The 17702-nt window shown below is 69.5% G+C and carries 17 protein-coding genes; 10 read left to right on the top strand and 7 right to left on the bottom strand.

All coding sequences use genetic code 11. The annotated features are described in order from the left end of the window. Nucleotide 1 precedes the first annotated feature (1 nt). Nucleotides 2-982 carry an alpha-ketoacid dehydrogenase subunit beta gene (locus ACFZDJ_RS08605; protein WP_168509709.1) on the top strand — a complete coding sequence of 327 codons (981 nt, stop codon included), beginning with the start codon at nt 2-4 and terminating at the stop codon, nt 980-982. Between the two features lie 10 nt (nt 983-992). After that, nucleotides 993-2450: a 2-oxo acid dehydrogenase subunit E2 gene (locus tag ACFZDJ_RS08610; RefSeq protein ID WP_390932828.1), complete on the top strand. Its 1458-nt coding sequence runs from the start codon at nt 993-995 to the stop codon at nt 2448-2450. Nucleotides 2451-2574: 124 nt separating this feature from the next. Here ACFZDJ_RS08610 and ACFZDJ_RS08615 read toward each other — a convergent pair whose 3' ends face one another. Then, nucleotides 2575-3471 carry a D-alanyl-D-alanine carboxypeptidase family protein gene (locus ACFZDJ_RS08615; RefSeq protein WP_390932830.1) on the bottom strand — a complete coding sequence of 299 codons (897 nt, stop codon included), beginning with the start codon at nt 3469-3471 and terminating at the stop codon, nt 2575-2577. Nucleotides 3472-3693: 222 nt separating this feature from the next. Here ACFZDJ_RS08615 and ACFZDJ_RS08620 point away from each other — a divergent pair, with 222 nt between their 5' ends. After that, nucleotides 3694-4368: a GntR family transcriptional regulator gene (locus ACFZDJ_RS08620; RefSeq protein WP_168509712.1), complete on the top strand. Its 675-nt coding sequence runs from the start codon at nt 3694-3696 to the stop codon at nt 4366-4368. After that, a complete protein-coding gene (locus tag ACFZDJ_RS08625; protein ID WP_101399237.1) occupies nt 4365-5669 on the top strand; it encodes a nitrate/nitrite transporter in 1305 nt (434 codons plus the stop codon). Before ACFZDJ_RS08620 ends, ACFZDJ_RS08625 begins: the two co-directional genes overlap by 4 nt. A gap of 67 nt (nt 5670-5736) precedes the next feature. Here the strand turns inward: ACFZDJ_RS08625 and ACFZDJ_RS08630 are convergent, their stop codons facing one another. Next, nucleotides 5737-6561, bottom strand: coding sequence for a maleylpyruvate isomerase family mycothiol-dependent enzyme (locus ACFZDJ_RS08630; protein ID WP_390932834.1), 825 nt, complete (start codon nt 6559-6561; stop codon nt 5737-5739). A gap of 154 nt (nt 6562-6715) precedes the next feature. On the opposite strand from ACFZDJ_RS08630, the gene ACFZDJ_RS08635 reads away from it, so the two are divergent. After that, on the top strand, nt 6716-7510 hold the full coding sequence (locus ACFZDJ_RS08635) for a carbon-nitrogen family hydrolase (RefSeq protein ID WP_384908489.1): 795 nt from the start codon (nt 6716-6718) through the stop codon (nt 7508-7510). 21 nt (nt 7511-7531) lie between these two features. On the opposite strand, the gene ACFZDJ_RS08640 is transcribed toward ACFZDJ_RS08635, so the two are convergent. Beyond that, nucleotides 7532-8026, bottom strand: a complete 495-nt coding sequence (locus ACFZDJ_RS08640; protein ID WP_391057156.1) for an LURP-one-related family protein — start codon at nt 8024-8026, stop codon at nt 7532-7534. 142 nt (nt 8027-8168) lie between these two features. Between ACFZDJ_RS08640 and ACFZDJ_RS08645 the strand changes: the two genes are divergently transcribed. Continuing rightward, nucleotides 8169-8672, top strand: a complete 504-nt coding sequence (locus ACFZDJ_RS08645) for a hypothetical protein (RefSeq protein WP_391057159.1) — start codon at nt 8169-8171, stop codon at nt 8670-8672. Here the strand turns inward: ACFZDJ_RS08645 and ACFZDJ_RS08650 are convergent. After that, nucleotides 8643-9695 carry a helix-turn-helix domain-containing protein gene (locus tag ACFZDJ_RS08650; protein ID WP_391057162.1) on the bottom strand — a complete coding sequence of 351 codons (1053 nt, stop codon included), beginning with the start codon at nt 9693-9695 and terminating at the stop codon, nt 8643-8645. The two genes, ACFZDJ_RS08645 and ACFZDJ_RS08650, sit on opposite strands and share 30 nt — an antisense overlap. 52 nt (nt 9696-9747) lie before the next feature. On the opposite strand from ACFZDJ_RS08650, the gene ACFZDJ_RS08655 reads away from it, so the two are divergent. Continuing rightward, entirely contained in the window at nt 9748-10203 is a 456-nt protein-coding gene (locus ACFZDJ_RS08655) for a cupin domain-containing protein (RefSeq protein ID WP_384908496.1), read from the top strand. 30 nt (nt 10204-10233) lie between these two features. Continuing rightward, on the top strand, nt 10234-12075 hold the full coding sequence (locus ACFZDJ_RS08660) for a thioredoxin-like domain-containing protein (protein WP_390932843.1): 1842 nt from the start codon (nt 10234-10236) through the stop codon (nt 12073-12075). Nucleotides 12076-12130: 55 nt separating this feature from the next. On the opposite strand, the gene ACFZDJ_RS08665 is transcribed toward ACFZDJ_RS08660, so the two are convergent. The 3 genes from ACFZDJ_RS08665 to ACFZDJ_RS08675 all read right to left on the bottom strand — a co-directional run bounded on the left by ACFZDJ_RS08665 (nt 12131) and on the right by ACFZDJ_RS08675 (nt 15991). Then, nucleotides 12131-12364 (bottom strand): hypothetical protein, encoded by a 234-nt coding sequence (locus ACFZDJ_RS08665; protein ID WP_095853611.1) that lies wholly within the window; start codon nt 12362-12364, stop codon nt 12131-12133. A gap of 78 nt (nt 12365-12442) precedes the next feature. Beyond that, nucleotides 12443-13813 carry a M18 family aminopeptidase gene (locus ACFZDJ_RS08670; protein ID WP_390932845.1) on the bottom strand — a complete coding sequence of 457 codons (1371 nt, stop codon included), beginning with the start codon at nt 13811-13813 and terminating at the stop codon, nt 12443-12445. 351 nt (nt 13814-14164) lie between these two features. Further along, entirely contained in the window at nt 14165-15991 is a 1827-nt protein-coding gene (locus ACFZDJ_RS08675) for an acyl-CoA dehydrogenase (protein ID WP_168493702.1), read from the bottom strand. 143 nt (nt 15992-16134) lie between these two features. Between ACFZDJ_RS08675 and ACFZDJ_RS08680 the strand changes: the two genes are divergently transcribed. Then, a complete protein-coding gene (locus ACFZDJ_RS08680; RefSeq protein WP_054234175.1) occupies nt 16135-16599 on the top strand; it encodes an SseB family protein in 465 nt (154 codons plus the stop codon). Nucleotides 16600-16716: 117 nt separating this feature from the next. After that, the gene (locus ACFZDJ_RS08685; RefSeq protein ID WP_390932848.1) at nt 16717-17688 is read left to right on the top strand and encodes a pirin family protein; all 972 of its coding nucleotides are present in this window, start codon (nt 16717-16719) and stop codon (nt 17686-17688) included. Nucleotides 17689-17702: the final 14 nt, after the last annotated feature.

The following is a 17702-nucleotide window of genomic DNA, read 5'->3' on the forward strand; positions in this document are numbered from 1 at the left end:
GATGGCTGCGGAAAAGATGGCGCTGGCCAAGGCGATCAACGAGTCGCTGCGCACGGCCCTCGACGCCGACCCCAAGGTCCTGATCATGGGTGAGGACGTCGGCAAGCTCGGCGGTGTCTTCCGGGTCACCGACGGGCTCCAGAAGGACTTCGGCGAGGACCGGGTCATCGACACCCCGCTCGCCGAGTCGGGCATCGTCGGTACGGCGATCGGTCTCGCGCTGCGCGGCTACCGGCCGGTGGTGGAGATCCAGTTCGACGGTTTCGTCTTCCCGGCGTACGACCAGATCGTCACGCAGCTCGCGAAGATGCACGCGCGGGCGCTCGGCAAGATCAAGCTCCCCGTCGTGATCCGGATTCCGTACGGCGGTGGCATCGGCGCGGTCGAGCACCACTCCGAGTCACCCGAGGCGCTGTTCGCGCACGTGGCGGGCCTGAAGGTGGTCTCCCCGTCGAACGCGTCGGATGCCTACTGGATGATGCAGCAGGCCATCCAGAGCGACGACCCGGTGATCTTCTTCGAGCCGAAGCGGCGCTACTGGGACAAGGGCGAGGTCACCAAGGACGCGATTCCCGGACCGCTGCACAAGGCGGTCGTGGCGCGTGAGGGCAGCGATCTGACGCTCGCCGCCTACGGCCCGATGGTGAAGGTCTGCCTGGAGGCCGCCGCGGCCGCCCAGGAGGAGGGCAAGTCGATCGAGGTCCTGGACCTGCGCTCGATGTCCCCGATCGACTTCGACTCCGTCCAGGCCTCGGTGGAGAAGACCCGCCGCCTGGTCGTGGTGCACGAGGCCCCGGTCTTCCTCGGTACGGGCGCGGAGATCGCCGCCCGCATCACGGAGCGGTGCTTCTACCACCTGGAGGCACCCGTCCTGCGGGTGGGCGGCTATCACGCCCCCTATCCGCCGGCGCGCCTGGAAGAGGAGTACCTTCCGGGCCTGGACCGGGTGCTCGACGCCGTCGACCGCTCGCTGGCGTACTGAGGAGAGGGTCGTGACGACGATGACTGAGAACGCGTCGGGGCTCCGCGAGTTCAAGATGCCCGACGTGGGCGAGGGACTCACCGAGGCGGAGATCCTCAAGTGGTACGTCCAGCCCGGTGACACGGTCACCGACGGCCAGGTCGTCTGCGAGGTCGAGACCGCCAAGGCCGCCGTGGAACTTCCCATCCCCTACGACGGTGTGGTGCGCGAACTCCACTTCCCCGAGGGGACGACGGTGGACGTGGGCCAGGTGATCATCGCGGTGGACGTGGCCGGCGGATCGGCGCCGACGGGGCAGGCCCCCGTCGCCGTGGAAGCTCCTGTGGCCGAGGCGCCCACCGCACCCACCCCCCAGGCACCGGTCGCCGAGGAACCCAAGCCCGAGGGCCGCACCCCGGTCCTCGTCGGGTACGGGGTGGCCGAGGCCTCCACGAAGCGCCGCCCTCGCAAGGGCTCCGCGGTCCCGGCCCAGCAGCCCGAGACGTTCCTGGCGGCCACCGCGATCCAGGGCGAGCTCAACGGCCATGGCCACGGGTCCGCGCCGGGCGGGCAGCGCCCCCTCGCCAAGCCCCCGGTCCGCAAGCTCGCCAAGGACCTCGGCGTCGACCTGGCCACGATCACGCCTTCGGGTCCGGACGGCATCATCACGCGCGAGGACGTGCACGCGGCGGTCGCACCGGCTCCGGCCGCGGAGCAGCCGGCCGTGACGGCGCCCCCGGTTCCCGCCCAGGCCCAGGCTCCCGCTCCGGTCGTCATGTACGACTCGGCGCGTGAGACCCGTATCCCGGTCAAGGGGGTCCGCAAGGCCACGGCCGCCGCGATGGTCGGCTCGGCGTTCACCGCGCCGCACGTCACCGAGTTCGTGACGGTCGACGTGACGCGCACGATGAAGCTCGTCGAGGAGCTCAAGCAGGACAAGGAGATGCAGGGCCTGCGGGTCAATCCGCTCCTGCTCATCGCCAAGGCCCTGCTGGTCGCCATCAAGCGCAACCCGGACGTCAACGCGTCCTGGGACGAGGCGGCCCAGGAGATCGTGCTCAAGCACTACGTGAACCTGGGCATCGCCGCCGCCACCCCGCGTGGTCTGATCGTCCCGAACATCAAGGACGCTCACACCAAGACGCTCCCCCAACTCGCCGGGTCCCTGGGCGAGCTGGTGGCCACGGCCCGGGAGGGCAAGACCTCACCCGCCGCGATGCAGGGCGGCACGGTCACGATCACGAACGTCGGCGTCTTCGGCGTCGACACCGGCACGCCGATCCTCAACCCCGGCGAGTCGGCGATCCTCGCGATCGGCGCGATCAAGCTCCAGCCGTGGGTCCACAAGGGCAAGGTCAAGCCCCGCCAGGTGACGACACTCGCGCTGAGCTTCGACCACCGCCTGGTCGACGGCGAACTGGGCTCCAAGGTCCTGGCCGACGTGGCGGCGATCCTGGAACAGCCGAAGCGGCTGATCACCTGGGCGTGAGCGCGTGAGCGCGTGAGCGCGTGAGCGAAGACGAGCCGCGCGTCCCCAGGGGCGCGCGGCCCAGTACGACGAAGGGGGCCCGTCGCGATGAGCGATGGGCCCCCTTCGGCTGGTGTCCGGGAAACTACCTGGCGAAGCCGTAGTTCAGGAGCTTGGTGGCGTCCGTGGCGCGCTGGGGGATCGAGGTCGACGCGAGGACCGTGCCGATGATCGTCTTGCCGTTGCGGGTGGCGGCGAAGACGAGGCAGTACTTGGCCTCGGGGCCGGAGCCGGTCTTCACGCCGATGGTGCCGCTGTAGCTGCTGAGCAGCGTGTTCGTGTTGGTCCACGCCGCCATGGTGCGGATGCTGCCGGTCTTCGTCACGGTCTTCGCCGTGTACGACTTGGTCTTGACGACCGTGCGGAACGTGGTGCTCTTCATCGCGCTGCTGGCGAGCTTCGTCAGGTCGCGCGGCGTCGAGTAGTTGTTGCCGTTGCCGATGCCGTCGAACGAGTCGAACTTCGTCTTCGTCATGCCGAGGCTCTTCGCCGTGGTGTTCATCTTGCCGATGAACGACTTCACACGGGCGGCACGGGTGGAGCCCGAGCCGAACTTGTCGGCGAGCGCGTAGGCGGCGTCACAGCCGGACGGCAGCATCAGACCGTAGAGGAGCTGACGGACGGTGACCTTGTCGCCGACGATCAGGTGGGCGGATGACGCGGTGTTGGCGACGATGTAGTCGCTGTACGCCTTCTGGATCGTGACCTTGGCGTCGAGGTTGAGGTTCGGCTGCGCGAGCACGACCTTGGCGGTCATGATCTTGGTGGTGGAACCGGTGGAACGCTGGGTGTCCGCAGCCTTGGTGTACAAGGTCTTGGCCGTGCCGTTGTTCATCACGTAGCCGCCGGCGGCGGCGATCGTGGGCGTCGTGACAGCCCCTGCGGGGGCGGCCCCGAAAGCTCCGGCCGCCAGCACGGCGCCGGTGGTGACGGTAACAGCGGCGGCTCGGCGGAAACGCGTGCCCTTAATGCCGGTAATCAAAATGAACGCTCCGAATGCGCGAAATGCCCCTGGGAGAACGGCACATGGCAGTGCCGTCTTACGTACGGACTCGTGAGGGACCCAAAGGGATGCACGGACGAGGGGGTGGAATTGTGTGACGTGGGTTACGCCGAGGGGCGGGTGTTGACCGCGTGAAAGGCTACCGGTCCGCATCCTGGACGACGCACGACCATGCGTACGTGTTGTATCTATGATGTGCGCATGCCTGCCGCGCCGTCCGTGTCCGCTCCGCCCGCCACCAAGCAACCCCCCGCCGCCGACCGCGTCTACGCCCACGTCAAGCGGGGTGTCCTGGAACGTCGTTACGAGGGCGGGACGCTGCTCACCGAGGGCGAACTCGCCGAGGCCGTGGGCGTTTCGCGCACGCCGGTGCGCGAGGCGTTGCTCCGGCTCGAGGTCGAGGGCCTGATCAAGCTCTACCCGAAGAAGGGCGCGCTCGTCCTGCCCGTCTCCGCGCAGGAGATCGCGGACGTGGTCGAGACACGGCAACTTGTGGAGGAACACTCGGTCCGCAAGGCCGTACCCGCGTCGCCGCATCTCATCGCGCGCCTGGAGGAACTCCTCGCGCAGCAGAAGGAGCAGGCCGCCGCGGGAGACCTGGCCGGCGCCGCCGTCACCGACCGCTGCTTCCACGCCGAGATCGTCCGCAGCGGCGGCAACGAGATCCTCTCCCGGCTCTACGACCAGTTGCGCGACCGGCAGTTGCGGATGGGCGTCGCCGTGATGCACGCGCATCCGGACCGGATCACCAAGACGCTCACCGAGCACGAGGCGATCCTTGAAGCGCTGCGGTCCGGCGACGCGGAGGCGGCGGTCAATATCGTCCACGGACACGTCAGCTGGTTCTCGAACCTGGCGCGGGGAGAGGTCCGATGAGCTCCCACTCGGCCGTCTCGCTCCCCGGAGACCCGCCCGGCGGACGCCGGGCGATCGGCGTCTGGGGCATCGGCGTCTCCGTCTACTTCGTCGCCGTCATCTTCCGTACGTCGCTGGGAGTGGCCGGGCTCGACGCCGCGGACCGCTTCCATGTGAACGCCTCCGCGCTCTCCACCTTCTCGATCCTCCAACTCCTCGTCTACGCGGGCATGCAGATACCCGTGGGACTGCTGGTCGACGGGCTCGGCACCAAGAAGGTACTGACCATCGGCGTACTGCTCTTCACCGCAGGCCAGTTGGGCTTCGCGTTCTCCTCCACGTACGGGATGGCGCTGGCCTCGCGCGCGCTGCTGGGCTGCGGGGACGCGATGACGTTCATCAGCGTGCTGCGCCTGGGCACGCGATGGTTCCCGGCGCGGCGGGGGCCGTTGGTCGCGCAGCTCGCCGGTCTTGTGGGCATGGCGGGCAACCTGGTCTCCACCCTTGTCATCGCGCGGCTGCTGCACGGGGTGGGGTGGACGACGGCGTTCGCTGGCAGCGCGTTCGCCGGGGTCGTCGTCCTCGTACTCCTTCTTCTCTTCCTGAAGGACCACCCCGAGGGGCACGAGCCGGAACCGTTCCCGCACCAGGGGGCCGCGTATGTGCGGCGGCAGATCGCGGCGTCGTGGCGGGAACCCGGTACGCGGCTGGGGATGTGGGTGCACTTCACGACACAGTTCCCGGCGATGGTCTTCCTGCTCCTGTGGGGCATGCCGTTCCTGGTCCAGGCGCAGGGGCTGTCGCGGGCGACGGCCGGTGAACTGCTCACCCTCGTGGTGCTGTCCAACATGTTCGTGGGTCTTGTCTACGGGCAGATCGTCGCCCGGCATCACGCGGCGCGGCTGCCGTTGGCGCTCGGGACGGTGACGGCGACGGCGGTGGTCTGGGCGAGTGCGCTGGCGTATCCCGGTGACCGGGATCCCATGTGGCTGCTGGTCGTGCTGTGCGCGGTGCTCGGGGCGTGTGGGCCGGCTTCCATGATCGGGTTCGACTTCGCGCGGCCCGCGAATCCGCCGGAGCGGCAGGGGACCGCGTCCGGGATCACCAACATGGGCGGTTTCGTCGCCTCCATGACGACGTTGTTCGCGATCGGCGTGCTGCTGGACGCGACCGGGGACAACTATCGCGTCGCCTTCTCCGCCGTGTTCGTTCTTCAGGCGCTGGGGCTGAGTCAGATCTTCCGGTTGCGGAAGCAGGCGGCGCGCAGGGAGCGTGAGCGGTTGGTGGCCAGCCGCGTGGAGACGGTACACGTCCCCGCGTAGCGCCCCTTCAGGGACGGGGGGAACCGCGCGACCAGCCCCCGCCCACCCGCAGTCGAAGAACCCCGCGCTACGGCGTGACCGCGAAGTTCCTCAGGATGGCTGTGGTCAGTTCCGGGTCGCCCTCCGTCTTGATGCGGTCGGAGACGGCCTCGGCCGTGACGCGGCCGCAGGCGAGGCGGAAGTACGTCTCCCAGTCGAGGGTGAGGGTGGCGGCCGGGCCGAGCGAGGGGGCGCCGTCTATCGAGCCGCGCCCGTCCGCATCGACCCGCACCGTCCGCAGGAACTCCATCGGCCCGTGGATGTCGAAGACGACCGCCGAGTTCGCGGGCGCCCCCGCGTCCTTGGCGACGACCTTCGGCAGGGCCTCGAGGAGTTTGTCGCGGACGATGTGCGCGCCGGGAGAGTCGAGGTTGCCGGGGACGCCGAGCGCGGTCCGCAGGTCCTGTTCGTGCACCCATACGTCGAAGGCGCGCCTCTGCATCGCCTGTTCGAGGGTGATCTCGGTCCCGAGCGGGCCACGTACCTTGGCGTCCGGCTGCCGCGACTCGTTCCGCAGCTGACGGTTGCGGCGGATGATCGTGTACTCCAGCTCGGAGGTCATCTCCGGTGCCGTGTGGTGGCGGCGCACGTCGACCTGCATCTCCATGTACCGCTGGTGTTCGTTCGTCACGTGGAACAGGTCGCGGGGGAGCGTGTGGATCGGCCGCGGGTCGCCCAGCATCTCGCAGTCGAGCCCGATGACATGCGAGACGAGATCACGTACCGACCAGCCGGGGCAGGGCGTGCGCCGGTTCCATTCACCTTCCACCAACGGCGACACCAACTCGGATATCGCATCGACGGAGTGGGTCCAGGCGTCGGCGTAGGACTGAAGGCTGGGATGCAGACTCACGGAACGGGACCCCTCGGGCGGTTGGACGCGGGCAGTGCACAGGCAGCGGGTGTCTTGGGACGCTAAGTTACGCTGCTGTGAGGCACCCCGGCAGTGCTTTGGTGTGACGATCGTAGGCCTGTATGGACGGCTCGAATGCCAGGACGGTGGTAGTGTGCGCGCCTCTCTCCTCCAGATCGACGTAAACGACGGCGAATCGGTCGATTCGCGTCGGCGTCGTGTGGCGGCTCTGGTACGAGAACAAGCCGGAGTCGATCTGGTCGTGCTGCCGGAACTGTGGACCACCGGGGCGTTCGCCTACGAGTCGTTCGGCACGGAGGCGGAGTCCCTCGAAGGGCCGACGTTCGAGGTCATGGCGAAGGCGGCGAGCGACACGGGCATCTGGCTGCACGCCGGGTCGATCCCCGAGCGGGACGCCGACGGCACGCTCTACAACACCTCCCTCGTCTTCACCCCCTCCGGCGACCTGGCCGCCGCCTACCGAAAGATCCACCGCTTCGGCTTCGACAAGGGCGAGGCCGTACTGATGGGCGCGGGCGGCGAACTGGTGACGGTCCGTCTGCCGGAGACCACCCTCGGCATCGCCACCTGCTACGACCTCCGCTTCCCCGAGCTCTTCCGCGGGCTCGTCGACGCCGGCGCCGAGACCGTCGTCCTCTCGGCCGGGTGGCCCGAGCGGCGCCGCTCCCACTGGACGCTGCTCGCCCAGGCCCGCGCGGTCGAGAACCAGGCGTTCGTTCTCGCCTGCGGAACGGCCGGCACGCACGCGGGCGTTCCCCAGGCCGGTCACTCGATCGTGGTCGATCCGTGGGGGGAGGTCCTGGCGGAGGCCGGGGCAGGGGAGCAGGTGCTCACGGTGGACTTCGACCCCGGGAAGGTCGCGACCACGCGGGAGCAGTTCCCGGCGCTGAAGGACCGGATGCTGGGACTGACGGCACCGCGCCGCTGAGCCGGTCCTCGCCCCGCTGAGTCAGTCCTCGGCCCGCTCCTTCTCCGCCAGGTGGATCACGCACACCGCCACCGCGATCAGCAGCGCGGGGTCCGCGTCCTCGCGGACGACGTCGACGCCGTACGTCTCCCTCACGTGCAGCCGACGGCGCGAGATCACCGCCAGCAGCTCACCCTCGTACTCGACGGCGAACTCGCGGTCGAGGATCTTGCCGCTGACGTCGAGTTCCGTACCGTCCACCAGGGACACCCGGTAGTGGTTGCGGAGCAGGGACAGCCGCTTGCGTCTGATCGTCGCCAGCGGTTCCCCGTCCCGCCCGATCACCATCGTGTCCCGCAGGGCCAACATCTTCTGGTGGATGTCGATGAGGACACGCCCGCGGGTGTCCTTCAGCTCGAAGGTGTCCCGCAGTCGCATCGCCTTGCCGTCGACGAGGAACACCTTGGTGCCGTGGTCGTCCTCGATCCAGTAGTCGTCACCGAAGCCGAGGAGCCGGTCGCGTACGAGGAATCTCATACCGTTACCGGTTCCCGGGATTCACAAGATCATCACGCGTTCACCCCTTCCGAAGGCGGGGGCGAGGGGGAGGAAGTCGCTGGTGCGAGGTGTGGTGCGAGGTCTGGTCCGAGGTCCAGTGCGAGGTCAAGGGCGAGGTCCAGTGCGAGCGATCACGGAAAGGCGTGCCCTCGTCGGCGTGGCCGCCCTGCTCGCGGCCACGTCCGGGTGCTCCCAGGCGGAGATCTGCGCCGGCGTGGGCACCGTCTCCAGTGTCGGCGTGCTGTTCGTCCACCAGGGGTACGGCGACCTGGGGGGCGCCTCCTTCGAGCTGTGCGCGCGGGGCAGGTGCACGAAGGGTGAGCTGCCGCAGGAGGGCGTCACGCGCGTGAGTCTTCCGTTGCCGCACGACGTGGACCCCGACTCCGGCCCGATCCGCTTCCGGGTCACCCGCAAGGACGCCCCCCGCCCCGTGATCGACACGTCCGCCGACGTGAGGCTCACTTTCCAGTCCGACAACTGTGGCGGTGGCGACTACGGCCGAGGGCTCGCCTTCACCAAAGAAGGGGGTCTGACCGCGAAGATCCCGAAGGCGGTGTCGGAGGCCTGGTTCAAGCAGATCAGATCCCGGGCCACTTCAGAACCCGACCCCGCCCCGTCCTCCTGATGCCGGAACACCCGCGCCCGGCTCCTTCCTCGCGAAGCGGCCGGGTGTCATCGCCTCTCCAGGGCCCGGCCCGAACCGTTTCCGGTACGCCGACGGGCTCAGCCCGGTCTCCCGCCTTAGCCGTGCCCGTAGATTGGCCGCCGTACCCAGGCCACTCCGCGCGGCCACGACGTCCAGCCGTTCCTCTCCTCGCTCGATCAACCGGCAGGCGAGGGCGACGCGTTCCCCGGTGAGCCAGGCCAGCGGCGTGGTCCCCAGTTGGTTTCGGAAACGACGGTGGAGCGTGGCGGGGGAGACGGCCGCGCGGGCCGCGAGGTCCGCCACCGTCAGTGGCTCGCCCAGCCGTCCCTGCGCCCACGCCAGCAGCGGACCGAGCGACTCGTCCGGCACGTCGGGCACCGGCCGCTCCACGAACTGCCGCTGACCTCCGTCGCGGTGCGCCGCGAACACGAGCCGTCGGCTGACCGCGTTGGCGATCTCGGCGCCGTGGTCCCGGCGTACGACGTGCAGCCCCAGGTCGAGCGCCGAGGCGCTGCCGGACGCCGTGAGGATGTCGCCGTCGTCCACGAAGAGGACGTCCGGCTCCAGGCGGACCGCCGGGAAACGCGCCCGGAAGGAGTCCGCCCACATCCAGTGGCAGGCCGCCCGCCGTCCGTCCAGCAGCCCGGCCTCCGCGATGGTGAACGCACCCGAGCAGAAGCCGAGTAGCCGTGCGCCGCGCGCGTGCGCCCGGCGTACGACGTCCAGGACGCGGGGTGAGCGCGGGGCCTCGGTGTCCGGCCGGTTCGGCACGATCAGCGTGTCCGCCTCCTCGGCCGCCTCCAGCCCGGCGACTCCGGTCAGCGTGAAGAAGCCGTCGCGCATCCGCGTGCGCGGCCCGGCGGCGCAGAGCCGGAAGTCGTACAACTCCCGCCCCAGTTCGGGCCGGGGCAGCCCGAAGACCTCGATGGCACAGCTCATCTCGAACGGGTTCGAGTTCTCGTCGACGATCAGCACGACACGATGAGAGGATCCTTGCGCCATATGCGATTTCTAGCACTCGTGCCCTTGCTGCACCACCGCCGAGGATGCCCACATGGCCTCTTCGAGCAGCACTCACACGACCTCTTCGAACAGCACCCACGCGACCTCTTCGAGCAGCGGCGGTGAACCCGTCGCCCTCTCGACCGCCCTCGCCTCCTTCTCCGACCTCTGGAGCCCTCGTATCGTCACCGCCGTCAACGACTACGACGTGCGCATCGCCAAGGTCGAGGGCGAGCACGTGTGGCACGTGCACGACCACACGGACGAGTTCTTCCTGGTCCTGGAGGGCGAGCTGACCATCGCGCTGCGGGAGACGGCGGGCGAGCGGACCGTCGTCCTGCCCAAGGGCTCCGTCTTCACCGTCCCCCGCGGCACCGAACACAAGCCGGCCGCCCCTGCCGGCGCCGCGATCCTGCTCTTCGAGCCCACCGGAACCGTCACCGTCGGCGACCGCCACGACGAGGTCCCGGACCACGTGGACGCCACCACGGGGCATGCCCTGACCTGACGGTCGGTGGCGGGTGGCACCCTTGTTTCCATGAACGACTCCGCCCCGACCGCTGCCTCGGCACCCACCCCCCGTCGCGTCCGTGTCCGCGCCCCCGAGCTGATCGGCAAGGGCGGCTGGCTGAACACGGGAGAGCAGCAGTACACCCTTGCCGACCTGCGAGGACGTATCGTCGTCCTCGACTTCTGGACTTTCTGCTGCATCAACTGTCTGCATGTCCTGGACGAGCTGCGGGAGCTGGAGGAGAAGCATCGGGACACGGTGGTGATCATCGGGGTGCACTCGCCGAAGTTCGCGCACGAGGCCGAGCACCAGGCGGTCGTGGACGCGGTGGAGCGGTACGGGGTCGAGCACCCGGTGCTCGACGATCCCGAGCTCGCGACCTGGAAGCAGTACGCCGTGCGCGCCTGGCCGACGCTCGTCGTGATCGACCCCGAGGGGTACGTGGTCGCGCAGCACGCCGGTGAGGGGCACGCGCACGCGATCGCCCGCCTGGTGGAGGAACTGGAGGCCGAGCACGCGGCCAAGGGGACGCTGCGCCGCGGCGACGGGCCGTACGTGGCACCCGAGCCCGAGCCCACGGCGCTCCGCTTCCCCGGCAAGGCCCTCGCCCTGCCGAGCGGGAACCTCCTGGTCAGTGACACGACCCGGCACCAGCTCGTCGAGCTGGAGGGCGACGGGGAGAGCGTCGTACGGCGGATCGGCTCCGGGGTGCGGGGGTTCCTGGACGGGTCGGCCGAGGAGGCCGCGTTCAGCGAGCCACAGGGGCTGGCGCTGCTCGACGACGGCTCGGTCGTCGTCGCGGACACCGTGAACCACGCGCTGCGCCGCCTCGACCTCGCGACCGGCGAGGTCACCACCCTCGCGGGGACGGGGCGCCAGTGGTGGCAGGGCTCGCCGGCGTCCGGCCCGGCGCGCGAGGTGGACCTGTCCTCGCCGTGGGACGTGGCTCTGTTCGGCGGGAAGATCTGGATCGCCATGGCCGGAGTGCACCAGCTGTGGGCGTACGACCCGGAGGGCGGCACCGTCGGGGTCGCCGCCGGTACGACGAACGAGGGGCTCGTGGACGGGCCGGGGGCCGAGGCCTGGTTCGCGCAGCCGTCCGGGCTCGCCGCCACCGCCGACCGGCTCTGGCTCGCCGACTCCGAGACGAGCGCCCTGCGTTGGGTGGATCTCGACGGGGCCGTGCACACCGCCGTCGGCACCGGTCTGTTCGACTTCGGGCACCGGGACGGGGCCGCCGAACAGGCTCTGCTCCAGCACCCGTTGGGCGTCACGGCCCTCCCCGACGGCTCGGTCGCGGTCAGCGACACGTACAACCACGCGCTGCGCCGCTACGACCCCGCGACGGGCGAAGTGACCACGCTGGCGACCGACTTGAGGGAGCCCAGCGACGCGGTTCTCGTCGGGGACGACATCGTGGTCGTGGAGTCGGCGCGACACCGGCTGACTCGGCTGCGGCTCCCCGAGGAGGCCGTGCGGGTGGAGTCGGTCGCCCACCGCACCCAGCGCGCCGCAACCGAAGTCACGCCGGGAGGGCTCCGGCTGGACGTCGTCTTCCAGGCCCCGACGGGCCAGAAGCTGGACACACGCTATGGGCCGTCCACCCGGCTGCTCGTCTCCTCGACCCCACCCGAGCTGCTGCTCACGGGTGAGGGCGCCGGAACCGATCTCTTCCGCGCGCTGGAGCTGAACCCGGCCGTCACGGAGGGTGTCCTGCACGTCTCCGCGATGGCCGCGTCCTGCGACGACGACCCGGCGAACGAGTACCCGGCCTGCCATGTCCACCAGCAGGACTGGGGCGTGCCGGTCCGCCTCACCGAGGGCGGCGCGGACCGGCTGCCGCTGGTGCTGGCGGGCATGGCCGACTGACCCGTACCTCCACAGCTGTGACCTGCCTGCGGGCAATGCCTGTTCAGACGTGTGCCTACACGCCGTAGCCGCCCCGGTGGTGCCGCTCCTCCTCGATCACCGGGGTGCTGGGCGGCATGACCACCCGGCGCCTCCTGGCGATACTGCTGAACGTCACGACCCCGATCAGTCCGACGATCATGAAGATGAGGCCGACCAGGTCGAGGTTGACCCCCTTCATGTGCCAGTCGGTCGCGAATGTGAGGACCGCCCCCGCTGCGATCAGGATGATGCATCCGCCCAGACTCATGGGTGTCGCCTCCTTGTAACCAACTCGGCTTCTCTCAGGCCCGGTCCGGGTACCCGGCAGCGCGCCGGGCATGCGGAACTAACCCTCCAGGAACGCCACCAGCGCGTTGGCCAGCAGGAACGGGTCGTCGGCGCCGCAGAGTTCGCGGGCGCTGTGCATCGAGAGGATGGCCACGCCGATGTCGACGGTCCTGATGCCGTGGCGGGCCGCGGTGATCGGGCCGATGGTGGTGCCGCAGGGCATCGAGTTGTTGGAGACGAAGGACTGGAAGGGCACGCCGGCCTTCGCACAGGCGGCGGCGAAGACCGCACGGCCCGAACCGTCCGTGGCGTAGCGGTTGTTGACGTTCACCTTGAGGATGGGGCCGCCGCCCGCGCGCGGGTGGTGCGTCGGGTCGTGCCGCTCCGGGTAGTTGGGGTGGACGGCGTGGCCGGTGTCGGAGGAGAGACAGATCGTGCCCGCGAAGGCGCGCGCCCGGTCCTCGTACGAGCCGCCGCGCGCGAACACCGAGCGTTCGAGCACGCCGCCGAGCAGCGGACCGTCGGCGCCGGTGTCGCTCTGCGAGCCGTTCTCCTCGTGGTCGAAGGCCGCGAGGACGGGGATGTGGGAGAGCCCCGAACCGGAACCCGAACCGGAACCCGAACCCGTACCGGAATCTGAACCGGAGGGGGCGCCGGAGCCGGAAGGAGAGCCCTCGCCCGTCGCCGCCGCGATCAGCGCCGCCGTACCCGCGTGCAGGGACAGCAGGTTGTCCATGCGCGGTCCGGCCACCAGCTCCTTGTCGCGGCCCAGGTACGAGGGCCGCTCGACGGAGTGGGTCATCAGGTCCCAGCCGGTGACCTCGCCCGCCGACAGGCCCGACTCCTCCTCCAGGAAGGCGATCAGATCACCCTCGCCGGGGTCGCCCAGACCCCAGACGGGCTGCAGATGACGCTGCTTGTCGAGCTTGAGGCCGTCGGTGGAGACGGAACGGTCGAGGTGGATGGCGAGCTGGGGCACGCGCAGCAGGGGTCGGTCGATGTTCACCAGACGCGAGGAGCCGTCCTTCAGCGTCAGCCGTCCCGCCAGCCCCAGGTCCCGGTCCAGCCAGGAGTTCAGCAGCGGGCCGCCGTAGATCTCCACGGCGACCTGGCGCCAGCCGTGCGCCCCGCTGTCCGGCTGCGGCTTCACCCGCAGATTGGGGGAGTCGGTGTGCGCGCCCACGATGCGGAACGGGGTGTGCGGCTGGGCACCCTCGGGCACGTACCAGGCGACGATCGCGCCGCCGCGCAGCACGTACTTGCCGCCGCTCGTCCCCTCCCAGGCATCGGTCTCGGCGACCTGACGGAATCCGGCCTTCTCCAGCCGCTCGGCGGCGTTCGCCACGGCGTGGTACGGCGTCGGGCTCGCCGCCAGAAAGGTCATGAGGTCGTCGGTGTGGCCGCGGTCGAAGCGGGCGCTTGTGCTCATGGGTTCACCTTAACGACGCCCGAGGGGCCCCTCCCGGCGATGGGGACGGCCCTTCGTAAGGGGGATGTGAAGGACGGACATCTGACTGGAGGGGCTGGTTCCGGTCCGATCTCCGTGCCCGTGGTCCTCGAATCCACCCGGGAAATCCGTGCGGGTCCCTGCGGGTCCATGCGGGAAATCCGTGCGGGTCCCTGGCGGGTCCCTGCGGGAAATCCGTGCGGGTCCCTGCGGGAATTTCACGCGAGGAGCGGGCTGCCGAGTGCCCCCTGTGGCCGCATACGGCGGCGGCCCGCCCCCGGAGATTCGCTCCGGGAACGGGCCGCCGTCGGCGATGCCCTCAGGCCGCGGGGATCAGAACGCCGCCTCGTCCAGCTCCATCAGGTCCAGGTCCACGACCTCGGCGAGCTTGCGGGCGCCGGTGACGCCGGGCAGGACGTTGGCGGCGAAGAACTTCGCCGCGGCGATCTTGCCGGTGTAGAAGGGCTTGTCCTTCGCCGAGGCCGTCTCCAGCTTCTCGGCGGCCACGGCGGCACCGCGCAGCAGCAGGTAGCCGACGACCACGTCGCCGGAGGCCAGCAGCAGGCGGGTGGTGTTGAGGCCGACCTTGTAGATGTTCTTGACGTCCTGCTCGGTGGCCGCCAGGTCCGTGAGCATGAGGCCGACGATGGCCTCCAGCTCGACGGCCGCCTTGGCGAGCTGCTCGCGGGCCGCGGACAGGTCCTCGCCGCCCGTGCCGAGCGCCAGGAACTTCTTGATGTCCTCGGCGAGGGAGTTCAGCGCCGCGCCCTGGTTGCGGACGATCTTCCGGAAGAAGAAGTCCTGGCCCTGGATCGCGGTCGTGCCCTCGTACAGGGTGTCGATCTTGGCGTCGCGGATGTACTGCTCGATCGGGTACTCCTGCAGGAAGCCGGAGCCGCCGAAGGTCTGCAGCGACTGGGCGAGCTGCTCGTAGCCCTTCTCGGAGCCGTAGCCCTTCACGATCGGCAGGAGCAGGTCGTTGAGAGCCTCCAGGGCGGCGGTGTCCTCGCCGGCGGCCTCCTTGACCTGGATCTCGTCCTGGATCGCGGCGGTGTGCAGCACCAGGGCGCGCATGCCCTCGGCGTACGCCTTCTGCGTCATCAGCGAGCGGCGCACGTCGGGGTGGTGCGTGATGGTGACCTTGGGCGCGGTCTTGTCCATGAAGTTCGCGAGGTCGGGGCCCTGGACGCGCTCCTTGGCGTACTCCAGCGCGTTCAGGTAGCCGGTCGAGAGCGTGGAGATCGCCTTCGTGCCGACCATCATGCGGGCGAACTCGATGATCCGGAACATCTGGCGGATGCCGTCGTGCTTGTCGCCGATCAGCCAGCCCTTGGCGGGGTGGCGGTCGCCGAAGGTCATCTCGCAGGTGTTGGACGCCTTGAGGCCCATCTTGTGCTCGACGTTCGTCGCGTACGCGCCGTTGCGCTCGCCCAGCTCGCCGGTCTCGAAGTCGAACTCGTACTTCGGGACGAGGAAGAGGGACAGGCCCTTGGTGCCGGGGCCGGCGCCCTCGGGGCGGGCGAGGACGTAGTGGAGGATGTTCTCCTCCATGTCGTGCTCACCCGAGGTGATGAAGCGCTTCACGCCCTCGATGTGCCAGGAGCCGTCCTCCTGCTGGACCGCCTTGGTGCGGCCCGCGCCCACGTCCGAGCCGGCGTCCGGCTCGGTGAGCACCATGGTGGAGCCCCACTGCTTCTCGACGGCGATCTTCGCGATGTGCTTCTGGACCTCGGTGCCCTCCTCGAAGAGGATGCCCGCGAAGGCGGGGCCGGAGGAGTACATCCAGACCGCCGGGTTCGCGCCGAGGATCAGCTCCGCGTACGCCCAGATCAGGGAGCGGGGCGAGGTGGTGCCGCCGAGCTCCTCGGGCAGGCCCAGACGCCAGTACTCGGAGTCCATGAAGGCCTTGTACGACTTCTTGAAGGATGCCGGCACGGGAGCCGTGTTGGTCTCCGGGTCGAAGACCGGCGGGTTGCGGTCGGCGTCCGCGAAGGACTCCGCCAGCTCGTTCTCCGAGAGACGGGTCAGCTCGTCGAGAACGCTCTTGGCGGTGTCGACGTCCATCTCCGCGAACGGTCCGGTGCCGTACACCTTGTCGCGCCCGAGCACCTCGAAGAGGTTGAACTCGATGTCGCGGAGATTCGACTTGTAGTGCCCCATGGCGACGGCTCCGTAAGAGATTGGGGAGGCGGAGGTACTCGCAGCCTCGTTACACGTACCGGCAAGTAGCTACGATGATGCTACCCGTCGGTAATAAGAATCAACCCCTGGTGGCCCATATGTGGCCGACTACTCTTTGACGCATGTACGGCTACGACCAGAATGCGGGCGCCCAGCAGCAGTACGCCCCGCCGCAGCAGCAGATGCCCGGCGGTTACGGCCAGCAGCCGCCGCTCTACCCCGAGCCGTCCCCGCCCTCGCTGGCGGACGCGGTGCGGGCGTTCACCACGGGGTCGATGTCCGCGGAGGACTTCCAGCAGGTCTTCGCGACGTCGAAGGTCTACTGCCCGCGCGGCGACAACCCCGGATTCCTGGCGCTGCACAACACCCAGCAGCCGGTCATCCCGATGTTCACCTCGCTCAAGGAGCTGCGCCGGTACGCCGGCAAGGAGTCCAAGTACTTCGTGATCACCGGCGCCGAGGTGATCGACCTGCTCCCCACCGGCTATGGCTTCGTCCTCGACATGGAGGGGGAGCACCGTATGGTCTTCGACGCGAAGGCCGTGGAGCAGATGGTGGACTTCGCCATGCGCCGTATGTACGGGTAGCGCTCACTCCCCTACGACAGTCCGGACGCCCGGAGGGAATGCCCTCCGGGCGTCCGTCGTTGTGGGTGGCAGAAAGTTCAACAATCAACTAAACTCGAAGCACAAGGAGGTACCGACATGCCTGCAGTGACCGTCGAGAACCCGCTGACCCTTCCCCGTGTGGTCGCGTCGGCCGACGCCGTGGACCGTCCCGTGCTCACCGTGACGACCGCGCCCAGCGGCTTCGAGGGCGAGGGCTTCCCGGTCCGCCGTGCGTTCGCCGGGATCAACTACCGCCACCTCGACCCGTTCATCATGATGGACCAGATGGGCGAGGTGGAGTACGCGCCGGGCGAGCCCAAGGGCACCCCCTGGCACCCCCACCGCGGCTTCGAGACCGTGACCTACATCATCGACGGCGTCTTCGACCACCAGGACTCCAACGGTGGTGGCGGCACCATCACCAACGGTGACACCCAGTGGATGACCGCGGGCGCCGGCCTCCTGCACATCGAGGCCCCGCCGGAGTCGCTCGTCATGTCCGGCGGCCTCTTCCACGGTCTCCAGCTGTGGGTGAACCTCCCGGCCAAGGACAAGATGATGGCCCCCCGGTACCAGGACATCCGCGGCGGTTCGGTCCAGCTGCTGAGCACCCCCGACGGCGGCGCGCTGCTGCGCGTCATCGCCGGTGAGCTCGACGGCCACGAGGGCCCCGGCATCACGCACACGCCGATCACCATGGTCCACGCGACCCTGGCGCCCGGTGCCGAGATGACCCTCCCGTGGCGCGAGGACTTCAACGGTCTCGCGTACGTCCTCGCCGGGCGCGGCAGCGTCGGTACGGGCCGTCGCCCGATCCACACCGGCCAGACCGCCGTCTTCGGCGCGGGCGGATCGCTGACCGTCCGCGCGGACGAGAAGCAGGACGCGAACACGCCGGACCTCGAGGTCGTCCTCCTCGGCGGACAGCCGATCCGCGAGCCCATGGCCCACTACGGCCCCTTCGTGATGAACACCCGCGAGGAGCTGCAGCAGGCCTTCGAGGACTTCCAGAAGGGCCGCCTGGGCACCGTCCCGGCGGTGCACGGAATGTCCGAGGGCGGGATATAACCCCCTTCCGCCCG

The sequence above is a fragment of the Streptomyces sp. NPDC007896 genome, from assembly GCF_042959425.1.
GTDB lineage: Bacteria > Actinomycetota > Actinomycetes > Streptomycetales > Streptomycetaceae > Streptomyces.

What these genes read in the sequence shown, in the direction of transcription:
- ACFZDJ_RS08650 (WP_391057162.1), bottom strand. Translation starts at nt 9,695, where the DNA reads ATGGCGCAAGGATCCTCTCATCGTGTCGTGCTGATCGTCGACGAGAAC.
- ACFZDJ_RS08665 (WP_095853611.1), bottom strand. Translation starts at nt 12,364, where the DNA reads ATGAGTCTGGGCGGATGCATCATCCTGATCGCAGCGGGGGCGGTCCTC.
- ACFZDJ_RS08620 (WP_168509712.1), top strand. Translation starts at nt 3,694, where the DNA reads ATGCCTGCCGCGCCGTCCGTGTCCGCTCCGCCCGCCACCAAGCAACCC.
- ACFZDJ_RS08685 (WP_390932848.1), top strand. Translation starts at nt 16,717, where the DNA reads ATGCCTGCAGTGACCGTCGAGAACCCGCTGACCCTTCCCCGTGTGGTC.
- ACFZDJ_RS08625 (WP_101399237.1), top strand. Translation starts at nt 4,365, where the DNA reads ATGAGCTCCCACTCGGCCGTCTCGCTCCCCGGAGACCCGCCCGGCGGA.
- ACFZDJ_RS08655 (WP_384908496.1), top strand. Translation starts at nt 9,748, where the DNA reads ATGGCCTCTTCGAGCAGCACTCACACGACCTCTTCGAACAGCACCCAC.
- ACFZDJ_RS08660 (WP_390932843.1), top strand. Translation starts at nt 10,234, where the DNA reads ATGAACGACTCCGCCCCGACCGCTGCCTCGGCACCCACCCCCCGTCGC.
- ACFZDJ_RS08640 (WP_391057156.1), bottom strand. Translation starts at nt 8,026, where the DNA reads ATGAGATTCCTCGTACGCGACCGGCTCCTCGGCTTCGGTGACGACTAC.
- ACFZDJ_RS08680 (WP_054234175.1), top strand. Translation starts at nt 16,135, where the DNA reads ATGTACGGCTACGACCAGAATGCGGGCGCCCAGCAGCAGTACGCCCCG.
- ACFZDJ_RS08605 (WP_168509709.1), top strand. Translation starts at nt 2, where the DNA reads ATGGCTGCGGAAAAGATGGCGCTGGCCAAGGCGATCAACGAGTCGCTG.
- ACFZDJ_RS08675 (WP_168493702.1), bottom strand. Translation starts at nt 15,991, where the DNA reads ATGGGGCACTACAAGTCGAATCTCCGCGACATCGAGTTCAACCTCTTC.
- ACFZDJ_RS08670 (WP_390932845.1), bottom strand. Translation starts at nt 13,813, where the DNA reads ATGAGCACAAGCGCCCGCTTCGACCGCGGCCACACCGACGACCTCATG.